The following is a 13,062-nucleotide window of genomic DNA, read 5'->3' as shown; positions in this document are numbered from 1 at the left end:
TCAGTTAATACTACCAACCTGGATTTTGAACCAGTTTAGGGTTTACAGTTAAATCATAAGTTCTTAATGGCCATAAATAATCGCGTGGAGCAACAAAATTCTGGTTAAAAATGGTTCTCACACGGTAATATTCTGAAGCAGTTGGCTGGTAAACACTCCATCCGGTAATGGATTGATTGAACATTTCTGCTGCACGTTTCCAGCGTTTAATGTCCCAATAGCGGCTTCCTTCAAATGCCATCTCAATCAATCTTTCCTGCTGGATAATTTCTCGCATACCATCTTTAGTAGTGTACTTGCCCGGATTGGTTGAAAAGTTGGTCCATGCGTTTTGTACCGTTGGTAAGCCCGCTCTTGTTCTGATGCGGTTAATGTATTCGTAAACATCAGCCGATGGGGCAGCAAGTGTTTCGTTCAATGCTTCGGCATACATTAAATAAAGATCGGCCATTCTTACCTGTGGCCAAGGATAATCGCGGTAACTGGCACCGTTTGTACCGTTAATCATGTTCCAATCGACCAGTTTTTTAATAAAATAACCGGTTTCGTTATACCAGCCGAAATTGTTTGCGCCGGCCACCTGGTTCGATTTACCTTCCAATACGAAAGTACCTTCGTCCGAATTGGTCGGGCTATCGTATTTATACCAGATTCCGCCATCAAAACCTAAATCGGCATAAAACCTGGGTTCCCTGTCGAAATTGATCCTTGCGGTGGTGTAACCTTCTTTTACATAAAAGCGCTCGCTTTTAACTGCGGTACGCAATGTGTATTTATTGGTAAAATCGAGGGTTTTATCTTCGTTAATAGGCACTCCGTTTTTGCTGTAAAACATTTCGGCAATTTTTAACGGCGGGGCCAGTTGCTGCCTTGCGCTACCTACTACAACGGTTAAAGCCAAACGCGGCATGGCTGCCCGCTGCATGTTAAAAGTCCTGCTATTCGGGTTTGCCCAAACATGCTCCAGGTTGGCATTAAAACGCTCGGTTACGGCACCTTTAATGGTAAGCTGTCTAAGTGTAGTATCTGATAATTTGAAAGTAGTACCTGGAAACTGGTACAGCTTAAAGCCGGCTGCTTCTGAAGCTTCGATAGCTGCTTTGGCGGCATCAGCCGCTTTTTTCCATTTATTGGCATCGTAAGCGGTATTGAACAGCATTACGCCGTCTTTATCCCTAAAGTTACTGTAATCGGTATTGCCGTTAAACAAAGGACTTGCTGCTGTTAATAATAGCTTGGCTTTAATGGCCAATGCAATGGGTTTGGTAATACGCCCCAGTTCGGTACTTTTATCCGTAATAATTTGCGGCAAGCCTGGAATAGCCTCATCCAGCAAGCCTGATACATAATTTACACATTCATCAAAAGGCATCCGTTTTACGCGTACTTCATCTTCACTGGCACTGATGCCTAAGTTTTTATCGATAATCGGGATTGGGCCATACATCCGCAACAGGTAGAAATTATAATACGCTTTTAAAAATTTCACCTCGGCAATCCAACGTTGACGTTCGTTTAAACTCAGATCCGGAATTTTACTCTGGTCCTGCACGTTTTCCAAAAAGATATTGCAGTTTCTGATAGCTTTAAACAAACCATAATCTCCGCCAGGATTATCATTGTAGTTGTAAACGTTACCACCGCCCTGATAGCGGCCATTCCATGCATCTAAATATGGGTTTTCTGCTCCCTGTCCGCCTCTGGCCATTCTCCAGCCATAAGAAATAAATTCCCTTTCATCCAGCGAAGTCCAGATTTCATCACCGGCCATAAAACCGGCATTTAACAAGGGTTCTCCATCTTTCGGCAGGAAAGAATAACAGGTAAACAGGTATTTTTCGGCTTCGTTCCTTAACGTGAAGGCATTATCAATAGTAGCCACATTATCGGGCACAATATCGAGGTATTTTTTGCAAGAGCTCAGCGATAAAACGATGACTATTACAGCCAGTGTGAATTTGGCCAAACCTAGCTTTGCCGTGTGTTTTCGAAATAAAATATTATTGATTTTCATATTGTTATTTTTAAGCTCAATGGTTAGAATGAAACATTTAAACCTAAATTGTAAACGGTTTGAACAGGGTAACCCAAGCCATTTCCGCCCATTTCAGGATCCCACAGTTTGAAGGCACTAAAAGCCCCAAGGTTGGTGGCATTGGCATAAATACGGGCACTGCTTAAGCCCAGTCTTTTCTGCAGTTTGGTTTGCAGATTGTAGCCCAACTCCACACTTTTCAACCTTAAAAAGGCACCATTGCGCATCCACCAGGTTGAGGTACGGGTATTATTGTTTACAAAATTTGGGCTCAAACGTGGCCAGAAGGCATAACTATCGCGGTTCTGCTCAGACCAGTGGCTGTTGGCAATAACTTCCAGCAATCCATTCTGTGTAACATTGGGATTGCCTGCTTCGTTATTAAGTACAAAAGGAGAAATATTACCAGGATTAATGAAAAATGAAGACCTGGCCGAACCTTGAAAAAATGCAGATATATCGAAGCCTTTAAAGCCGAAGGTACCGCCAAAACCATACACGATTTCGGGACTGGTAGGTAAACCGATTGGCACCTGATCTACATCGCTGATAATACCATCGCCATTTACATCTCTGTACTTGATATCGCCACCACCATAATCTAAACCTGGTACGCCCGAAAACTGAACCGGCGAGTTTTTAGCTTCGGCATCATCAACAAACAAACGTTCTGCAATGTAACCGAATGCCTGTGTGGTAGGTAAACCGATGTGGTAACGATAAGCTTCATTGGCGTTAAAAGAAGGTTCATCGTAAATTAAGATTTTGTTGGTAGCGTAGGTAAAGTTACCCCGCAACTGCAAGAACATGTTGTTGCTGAAAGATTTATTATAGCTTGCAGAAAAATCGACACCTTTACTTTCAGCTTTGTTGGTGTTGGCCCTTACAGAAGCCTGCAGTCCCATGGTGCTTGGTATAAATGTTCTGTCGGTTAAAATGTTCGAACGTTCGTTTTTATAAATATCGAAGGTTAGGTTTAAGCTATTGAACAAGGTCATATCCAAACCAATATTGGTCTGTTTAGAGCGCTCCCAGGTAATTAAAGGATTTGAATAGCGCGATATCGAAATACCATCACGGTAGTACAATCCATCTTCGCCAAACCGCGCCCCAAATGTTCCGTTGTTCATATTTACTTCCGAAAGGTAAAAGAAGCGGTCGGCAGCGTTTCCAATCTGATCGTTACCTACCAAACCATAAGTAGCCCTTAGTTTTAAGCTGTTAATTACTTTGGTTAAAGGCTTAAAGTAACTTTCGTTCGAAATGATATAACCTAAACCAAACGAAGGGAAGAAACCAAAACGGTTATTTTCTGCGAAACGTTCAGAGCCATTGTAACCAAAGTTAAACTCGGCCAGGTAACGGTTATCGTAACCATAAGTAGCCCTGCCCGATACACCTTGGTTACGTGATGGCAGCGAAAGCTGAAGACTGCCCGGATTGGCGGCCAGATAATTGCGCATGGTGGTAATAATCATGGCGCCTACGGCATGTTTCTCTTTAAAGGTACGGTTATAGTTGGCAGAAAATTCTGCGTAAAAAGTAGAGTTTAAATCTTTAGTTCCTTCAGAATAACCCAAATACTCGGTTCCAACTGTACCAATTGATAAGGCACCACCGCCGTTGATTAAGCTCAGTCCTATAGATTTATCGGGTTGCTCGGTAGCCGAATAATAGAAAGGATTATAGGCACGGGAGATATCGAAATACGAATACCTGCGGGCATAGCTCATCATCCTGGCGGTTAGGCCCGGCGTAATGAATTTTAAATCCTGCTTAATCTCAATCTGCGTTTGCAGTGTCGAAGCATTTTTATCCTGATAACCTTTAACCATCTCGGCATAAGGGTTCATGTATAATCCACCTCTTGGCGAAATGGCGTTACCAAATAAAGGATGGTTGCTAAACGGCGATAAACTGCCTGGATAAACTGCAGGAAACATTACCGGGTTAGACCAAATGGCCCTGTTAAAGGTTGCACCACCGCCACCTACCGGACCAGTATAATCATCGAACTGACCATACACCCTAAGAATGGCTTCGGTGGTATTGGTTAAGTTAATGTTTACGTTAGAACGGACCGAGTAGTTTTTTAACTTGATGTTGCTGTTGAAGTTATTTAAATCGGCAACTTTTAATACCCCGTTATCGATGTTGTAGGTACCTGCAATGTAATAGCTGGCTTTGGTACCTCCGCCAGAAATGTTGAGGTTATACCTTTGGTTGATGGTATAATCTTTAATCAATTGCTCAATCCAGTTGTTGTTAGGATAAAGTAGTTCATTTTCGCCTGCGGCGGTAGCATCTATCTTGGTCTGTAAATAAGGCAATATGGCCAGCCTGTTCCGCGTTAGTGCAGCTTCGTTGGCCAGTTTCATATAGGTTACATTATCGGCAAACTGGAAATTTTTGGTATTGGAGGATAGTGAGGATTCTGCCCTGAAACCGAACTTGGTTTGACCGGCTACACCCGATTTGGTTAAAATGAGCACTACCCCATTTGCACCCCTTGCACCATATACGGCCGATGCCGTTGCATCTTTTAATACGTTAAATGATGAAATATCATCGGGCTGCAAACGTGCCATATCGTTTTGGGTCGATTCGATACCATCGATCAAAATTAAAGGATCTTGCTTACCCGCACCAAATGTACCCAAACCACGGATGAAAAACTGCGCATTATCTGCCCCCGGCTCGCCACTGCGCTGGTAGGCAATCATACCGGCTACCCTACCGGCCATCATGGTGGTTAAGTTACTGGTTGGCCCTTTCAGCTCCTTAGGGTTAATGGCCGTAATAGAGCTGATTACACTCGTTTTCTTTTGCGTACCAAAACCTACAACGGCTACCTCTTCCAAAGAATTATCGTCTGCTGCTAAAGTTACGTTAACCACATATACCCCTTCGGCATTTTTATCATAATTGGCAATGGCCACGTTTTTGGGTTTATAGCCCACCAAGGTGAACAATAGTTTACCAGTACGTGGTAATTTAATGGTATACCGTCCAAATTCATCGGTAGATATACCCCGGTTGGTACCCGATACTTTAACATTTACTCCCGGTAAACCACCAAGGGTATCTTTCACTACCCCTCTAACGGTTACATCTGTTTGTGCAGAAGCCGTTAAAAAGGAGCTTGCAATTAAGAGACAGGCTAAAACTTTTAAGATTGATTTAAAAGTAATACCCGGCAGATTGAGCGGGATTTTCTTCGGTAATTTTTTCTTCATAAAAATGGTTTAAATTGGTTAGTTATATAATATCAGATTGGGCCAGCTTATCCCTGCTGTAAACAAGGGCATTACACAGCCATTCCGATCGAATACTCGTCAGTTATGGTTTTAGCAACAGGAGCAAAATGCCTCCTATTCTTCATCATTATCAATTAATTGGTCTGCATTCAAAAGCAGATAAGGACCAATCTATTTTCGTAGGTTAACTTGAAATAGAATGGGGAGTCGATTTAGCTTTCTTCATTTTTTTAGGTATTTTTTTGTTTGAATGATTAGTAACTTCTATAACCTAGCTGCGCTTAACAGTTTTGATCTATTTTAGTTTCTATCTCTTTTCACGATCTGTTAATGATTTAGGTTTGGTTTCTGAAAAAACTGGATGCCACATTTTTTTTGCTGCACCCATCAATTATTCTTGGTAGTTAATCTCGAATAATCCGGATCGATCATATATTATTATACTTGGTTGAAACAAATTAACCATAAAAAAAGCGCTTGTAGTGAGGGGTAATACGGTAATATTAAGGGGTTAAATTCTTACTTTTTGCTGTTTTTTAAGCTTTTTTGGGCTTTTTGAATAAAACCGCATTTTTATAAACGTTAATTATACGTTTATAACTAAAAATTCAAGACGGTCATTTTCTGTATAAATAAGGTGTGGTTTTGATGGCTTAATTTTGCTGAAAAACCAAATGTGTATAGTTGAGTCCTTGATGTTTTTACAGGATATGGCTAGTCGTTCCAAGCTTTCCTAATCAGCTGGTACAAGCGGTATCAAAAACGCTTTTTTTGGAGGTTTCGTGAAAAAATTATGATTTGACGGTGCGCATGGCAGGAAGCATTTCTTGAATTGAGTAGTTGGAGAACAGGCTTCGTAATAATTTAACCTTTGCGGTTAAGTGTAGAACAACATAAAACTTCGTGTCCTTTGTGGCTTTGCGGTTAAAACGCATTAAGATTCCCGCATGCGCGAGAATGACCGCATTTTTTAAATTCTGGTAGGCTTAGTGCTTTGCTGTTAAATGTAGAACGACATAAAACTTTGTGTCCTTGCGGCTTGTGATTAAAACGCATTAAGATTCCCGCATGCGCGAGAAAGACGGCATTTTTTAAATTCTGCTTGACTTAGTGCTGTGCGGTTAAAAAAAAGCTCCCCAACCGCAAAAGCAGTTGAGGAGCCTGAATAAATATAAAAGAATAGGACTAATAACCTGGATTTTGGATCATTGATGGCATTTTAGCTACCTCTGATTGTGGTATCGGCATTAAATAATGTTGTGGATTGAAAACGTGTAAACGGATGGTATTGGCCGTTTGGTAGGTATACACATTCCCAGTTTTGGTAATATTGATGGCCTTGTTATAACCATTGTTTACGGCAACGGCTATTTTCCACCTTCTAATATCATTCCAACGGTGATCTTCGTTCATCAGTTCAATACGGCGTTCGTTCTGGATAACCACGCGCATCTCATCAACACTCATATTGGCCTTTAAACCGTAAAGATTATCGGCACCAGCGGTAATGCCTGCTCTTTTGCGTATGGCTACCAGTTTAGGGTAAGCCAGTGCAGTTTGTCCGGTTTCGTTAATTGCTTCTGCATAGCTGAGCAAAATTTCGGCGTAGCGGATAAGCGGCCAACCTCTTTCGGTATTGAATGAACTATTGCTCGAAATGTTTTCATCGCACATTTTACGTGCATAATAACCGGTAGTTGTAGGGCCAGTTCCGTTTGATGTATAACCATCTGTTGGTGCACCATTGTAAGTATTTACCACAATTTTGGTGCTGGTGGTGGTACTGTAATAAAGTGATTGATTGTAAATAATAGAATAACCAAAACGTGGGTCGCGGTTGGCATACGGATTAGCTGCATCGAAACCCGAGGTTGGATCGGTAATGGATTTACCGTTTTTCATTGGGAAAGCTTCTACCAACTGTTGGGTTGGAGTTGAGTTTTTGGCACCTCCCCTTGATGGTGGATTATAATAACCTTCAAAATCACGGTTAACCGGTCTGTTAAACGCAAAAATGTACTCAGGATTTACCCTTTTCAAAAACACATTATAAAAACCATAACCCGGCGCGGTTGTATTATCTTCGAAAAGGCTGTATGTACCTGTATTAATCAGTGCATCGGCTGCATCGGCAGCTTTTTGCCAACGCGCTACGCTATAACTTGGGTAACTTACAATAGGTTTAACCGCAGCCGAAGCCTGGGTAATGGCACCTCCATTAAACAACGGACTAGCAGCATACAATAAAACCCTTGCTTTTAAGGCTAAACAAGCCCCTTTGGTAGCACGGCCATAATCCTGCTCAGCGTAATCGGCAGTAACTGGTAAAATATTGGCAGCGGCATCTAGCTCGGCCGTAATGTAGTTTACGGTTTCATCGAACGATGACCTTGGCAGATCGATTACATCGGTAATGCCATATACGTTATCGCCTTCTATTGGAATGCCACCGAAATTGATCAGCAACAAATGATAATACCATGCTCTTAGAAACCTTAATTCGCCTGTAATGCGTTTCTTTTTGGCATCTGAAAGCGGAATAATAGGCAATTTAGACAACATCAGGTTAACCCTGCGGATGTTGGTATAAGGGGTTGTCCAAAAATCGGGCAGTCCGCCACCGCTCCAAAAATTTGTGGGCGACAGCGTTCCATTGTACATAATTACCGCATTCTGCGTTGGCCCTGAATAGGCATACTCAGCGTCATCGGTAGCCATTTCGGTATTGCCATGACTGCTAAAACGGCCTTTGGCAAAACTATAACTGGAAGAGCTGTAAATCTGGGTAAGAAATCTGATCGATTTTAAACTATCGGTAAAAACAGTTGCTTCTGTTTCGCCGGTATCGGCTTTGCTATCCAGAAAATCGCTGCCTTTTTTACATGCCGCCAAAGCGGTACATAAACATATCATTAATAATATTTTTTTCATATCAAGTGATTTATCAAAAAGTAACACTTAAACCTAAATTGATCATTTTTTGTGGTGGATATTTAATCCTGTCCTGCCCTGAATTTGATTCTGGATCGAACTGATACCTGCTGTTTAAATCAGACCAGGTAAGCAGGTTGTAGCCGTTAACGTAGGTACGGATGTTCTGCACTTTTAAGCGCTCTATTAACTTTTTAGGCAGCGCATAACTAATTTCAGCATTTTTTAAGCGAAGGTAATTTCCAGAAATAAACCAGAAGGTAGAAGGATAGGCCGATGGACTGCTTAAACCTGGTGATAGTGAAAGCAAAGGATATTGCGCCGCATCGCCAATTTCCGGATTCCATGAGTTTTGGTGTACCGAGGTTAGGTTAGACGAAAATGCCTGAATAGCTTCGGCAACTCCCCTTACATTGAAATTGGTTGCTGCCTGGAATAAAAGGCTAAAACCAAAGTTCTTGTAGTTGGCGCGCAGTTCAAGTCCGTAATTGGTATTCGGCAAATTCGGGTAGCCGTTAATCGACATATCGTAACCATCTATCTTTCCATCCCCGTTTAAATCGGCATATTTTAAATCGCCCACCCTTGGCGTAGTTTGTGGTACTGGGCTAGAAGCAATATCGGCTGCAGAAGTGTAAAAACCGATCCACTGATAGGTAAGGATCTGGCCGATGCTGTTTCCGGTAAACTGCTGATACGGATATGCAGCAAGGGGTTCATCCTGATAAAGGATTTTATTTTTAGCCAGCGAGTAATTGGCACGTACCGAGAAATCGACGTTGCCGATTTTATCGCGGTAACTGATTTCGATCTCACCTCCCTGGTTTTGCACTTTACCCAAGTTAACCGGAGGTAAGCCTACACCGAATACTGATGAAACCGTTCCGCGGCTGGTTAAGATATCGCTCCTCACATTGTGGAATAAATCGATCGATCCGGTAATTTTACTTCCGAAAAGGCCAAATTCCATTGCCACATCCGTTTTCTTCTCTTTCTCCCAGGTTACTTCGTTGTTGCCCAGGGTACCTTCTAAAATACCTGTTTGGGTGTTATCCGAATAACCGAAAGATGCATTGCCCCCGTTGTTGTAATTTTGCTGATAGTAATAATTAAAGTTATCGCCAATGCGGTCGTTTCCTACCACCCCGTACGATCCCCTGAATTTCAAGAAATCCATGAAAGGAACATTATCTTTAAAAAATTTCTCGTTTGATACTACCCAACCTGCTGATGCTGCCGGGAAAAAACCATATTTCTTGGTGCTTACAAAACGGTCGGAACCATTGTACGCAGCATTAAACTGGAACAGGTACTTATCTTTATAATCGTAACCAACCCTACCGGTGTAGCCTTTAAAGTTGTTCGGTACAAAGTTGTAAACCGAATTGGCATTGTATTTTATAACGGTATTGATATTGGTTAGGGCGGTTCCGTATACGTGGTGGCTGTTAAAGCTCCTGTCGTAATTTAATACTACCTGCGTGGTTAAATTTCTGATGGTACTGCCAGCACCATAACCGATAAAGTATCTTCTTACCCTGTAAATATTTGGATCGCGTGGTTCGTATGCATTATTTACCGGATCGTAAATAAAAGATGGAAACTGATCGCGGGTCATGCTTCTGGTATAATCGTAAGTACTGGCATACGATAATACACCTTTAACAGATAATCCTTTGGTAATGAAATCGAGCTTCTGATTGGCATTGGCCACCAAATTCATGTTGTTTCCGTATTTACGGTTGTAACCATAGTGGGTAATCCTACCTACAATATTGTTCTGGTTGTAATTTGGATTTTCATCTCTCTGCCATTTGCTGTAACCAAAACTGCCATCGGGGTTGTAAACCGGATAGTTAAAAGGTGCTAAGGAAAGGAAACTCACATAATCGTAAAAGATATCGTTATAGCCAAATGCACTGCCAATGTTGTTGGTATTGGTTACGCCAAGGTTACCATATAAATCGATCCTTAAATCGAGGGTTTTGGTTGCTTTAATATCTAAATTCGACCTGTAGTTGTACCTGTTGTAATAGAAATTGGAATTTACGCCTTCTTCTTTCCCGTAATTGCGGAGCATACCATCCTGAAAAAGAAAGCCTGCTGAAACGAAATATTTAACTTTTTCGGTACCACCCGAGATGTCGAAATTTCCTTTTACCTGGTTACTGAAATCTTTAAATAGGATTTTCTTCCAATCGTTGTTCGGGTGGCCATAAGGATCGGAACCATCCTGGTATTTCTGCAGATCGTCTGCTGAAAACCTTGGCGAAAGACCATCATTAGCCCTTGCCTGGTTGTAAAGTTTGGCCGATTCGTAAGCATCTAAAAACTCGGGCATTACCGTAGGCTGCATTACGCTGTACTCGCTCCTGAAAGTAATCTGTGGAATACCCAATTTACCCCTCCTAGTGGTTACCACCACAACGCCGTTTGCACCTTTAATACCATAAATAGCTGTAGTGGCCGCATCTTTTAAAATACTGATGTTTTCTACCTCGTTGGCATCAATAGCCGCAAACTGATCGGGACTGTATTCAATATCATCTACAATAATGAGTGGTGTTGTTGAACCACCGTTGTAAGAACTGATACCCCTGATAAAAAATGTTGCACCATCTGAGCCTGGAGCGCCCGAACGCTGTTGCGAAAAGAAACCCGGTAACCTACCCACCAAAGTATTCTGTAAACTGGCTGATGGGTTTTGACGGATATCTGCACCAGAAATGGTACTCATAGAACCTGTTAGGGTTATTTTCTTTTGCTTACCGTAACCGATTACCACCACCTGCTCTAATCCCTGCACATCGTCTTCCAGCTGAACATTAACCGTTTTTCTGGCACCTACAACCACTTCTTTGGGCAGTGCACCTACAAACGAGATGACAATAACCCCACTTGTCCCCTTTAGGCGGATGCTATAATTACCTTTTACATCGGTAACTACACCATTGGTGGGCATCCCCTTCTCTTTTACCGATGCCCCTGCAATTGGCCCGGTAGCATCGCTTACCACGCCTGATATAACCTGGTTTTGTGCCATGGCTAAATTGCCGGTTAACAGCACAAGCAACACCAGTAAATATTTATATATATGTTTCATAATATGATCTGAAATTTAATTACACATGACCTACCAACCTTCATTTTGAAGCAATTGACTGTTTTTAGTTGTTTCTGAATAAGGTACTGGCATATGGTAGAGCTTATTGGTAAAAATTGAGTTTACCACCGGAATGTTCTCGTACGTAAAGCTATTGTTGGCGTTCTTGGTAATTTTGGTGCCACTAAGCGCTCCATTCAATACAGCTGGTGCAATTTTCCACCTGCGGATATCCCAAAAGCGGTGTTCCTCAAAAGCGAGTTCTACCCTTCTTTCGTTCATAATCAAGGTTCTCATGTTGTCTTGACTAATTCCCGTTGGTATGCCATAACGTGTGTTGGTACCCGCAGTAATACCTGCTCTAGCACGTATCAATTTAATCTGGGTAACAGCATCTTCGGTACGGCCAAGCTCATTCAAAGCCTCTGCATAGTTCAATATAATTTCGGCATACCTAAAGATGATGAAGTTATGCGATTGGTTGGTGTAGGTGCTATTGGTGGCAAAATTGCCCATAAACTTACGCATGTAGTAACCTGTGCGGGTTTGCACGGTGGTTCCCCCTGGTTTATCCAAGCCTCCTTCAAAAGTCTGTACAGCTCTGTTTAACCAATTCACGCCATTGTAAAAAATGGTGTAATCCAATCTCAAATCCCTGTTGGTGTAAGGTGCTGCTGCACTGTAACCCGAAGCCGGATCGGTAATCGGCAATCCGTTTCTCATGGTAAAGGCATTAACCAGATCAACCGTTGGGCTTGTACGCCCATTACTTATTGCAGGTGTACCATAACCAGATGGGGCGTTATTGGTTTCGATACTGGTGTTCGTAGCCCCCTGTTTGCTTAAAATAACCTCGGTATTTTTATTGGTCAAGAAAATATTGTTGTAGGTGGCCTGTAGTTGATAATAGTTTAGTGCGTTAAGCTCTACTGCAGCATCAACAACCTTTTGCCAGCGGCTGGCATCGGCAGTAGGGTAACCTGTTAAGGCTTTTAAATTTGCATTGGCCTCTACACCTCCACCGTTGTACAATGGACTTGCGGCGTAAAGATAAGCCCTGCATTTTAAGGCAATAGCTGCCCCTTTCGGTATGCGCCCCCAATCGGAAGTGGTATAATTTGCGCCGGTTTCTAACCTCAAGCTATCTTTCACCGCATCGCACTCACTAACAATGTAGTTTATGCAATCGGCAAAGCTATTTCGAGGCAGCTCCAGATTGTCATCAAGCGTAAAAATCTTATTGCCGATAAGCGGAACACCGCCATATCTTTTTACCAGTTCGAAATACAGCAAGGCCCTGATATACCTGGCCTCTGCCCGCCAATACTGTTTGGTAAGCGCCGCAACAGGAACCACATTAATGTTGGCCAGAAAAATATTCGCGGCCCTGATCCCATTATAGCTATTGCCCCAATATGGATCGGGATTGTTTAAGGTACTGATCCTTCCATTGGTAAAATATTCTATCTGTGTATTGTTTCTGGATGGAATGGCATCACCAGATGCGGCATCTAAAAAATCACCATCAATCCTGTTAAAACCATTGGGAATGAAAGTATAAACGCTATTTAAGAAAAAGCCAGCTACCGTCCCGTTTTTATCCTGGGTATCCCAAACCAGATCGGCCTGAATCCAATCTCTAGGTTCGGTTTCTACTTTTTTGCAGGATGTAATAGCCAAAGCTACCTGCAAGCCAAATAAAACGAAGAATATATGTTGTTTAAAATTTTTCATAT

General features: G+C 42.1%; 5 protein-coding genes. All 5 read right to left on the bottom strand.

Annotation, left to right across the window (positions count from 1 at the left end):
* Positions 1 to 10: 10 nt before the first annotated feature.
* The 5 genes from ACS5PU_RS18310 to ACS5PU_RS18290 all read right to left on the bottom strand — a co-directional run bounded on the left by ACS5PU_RS18310 (position 11) and on the right by ACS5PU_RS18290 (position 13,060).
* A complete protein-coding gene (locus ACS5PU_RS18310) occupies positions 11 to 2,014 on the bottom strand; it encodes a RagB/SusD family nutrient uptake outer membrane protein (RefSeq protein ID WP_439460609.1) in 2,004 nt (667 codons plus the stop codon).
* A gap of 23 nt (positions 2,015 to 2,037) precedes the next feature.
* On the bottom strand, positions 2,038 to 5,271 hold the full coding sequence (locus tag ACS5PU_RS18305; protein ID WP_439460608.1) for a SusC/RagA family TonB-linked outer membrane protein: 3,234 nt from the start codon (positions 5,269 to 5,271) through the stop codon (positions 2,038 to 2,040).
* A 1,206-nt stretch (positions 5,272 to 6,477) separates the two neighbouring features.
* Positions 6,478 to 8,223, bottom strand: coding sequence for a RagB/SusD family nutrient uptake outer membrane protein (locus tag ACS5PU_RS18300; protein WP_439460607.1), 1,746 nt, complete (start codon positions 8,221 to 8,223; stop codon positions 6,478 to 6,480).
* Positions 8,224 to 8,236: 13 nt separating this feature from the next.
* Complete coding sequence (locus tag ACS5PU_RS18295; RefSeq protein WP_439460606.1) at positions 8,237 to 11,326, bottom strand: SusC/RagA family TonB-linked outer membrane protein; 3,090 nt, start codon at positions 11,324 to 11,326, stop codon at positions 8,237 to 8,239.
* A gap of 30 nt (positions 11,327 to 11,356) precedes the next feature.
* Positions 11,357 to 13,060 carry a RagB/SusD family nutrient uptake outer membrane protein gene (locus tag ACS5PU_RS18290; RefSeq protein WP_439460605.1) on the bottom strand — a complete coding sequence of 568 codons (1,704 nt, stop codon included), beginning with the start codon at positions 13,058 to 13,060 and terminating at the stop codon, positions 11,357 to 11,359.
* Positions 13,061 to 13,062 lie beyond the last annotated feature (2 nt).

Source organism: Pedobacter sp. GSP4 (assembly GCF_051857575.1).
In the GTDB taxonomy this organism is placed as follows: domain Bacteria; phylum Bacteroidota; class Bacteroidia; order Sphingobacteriales; family Sphingobacteriaceae; genus Pedobacter.
This window is presented reverse-complemented; position numbering and strand designations above follow the sequence as displayed.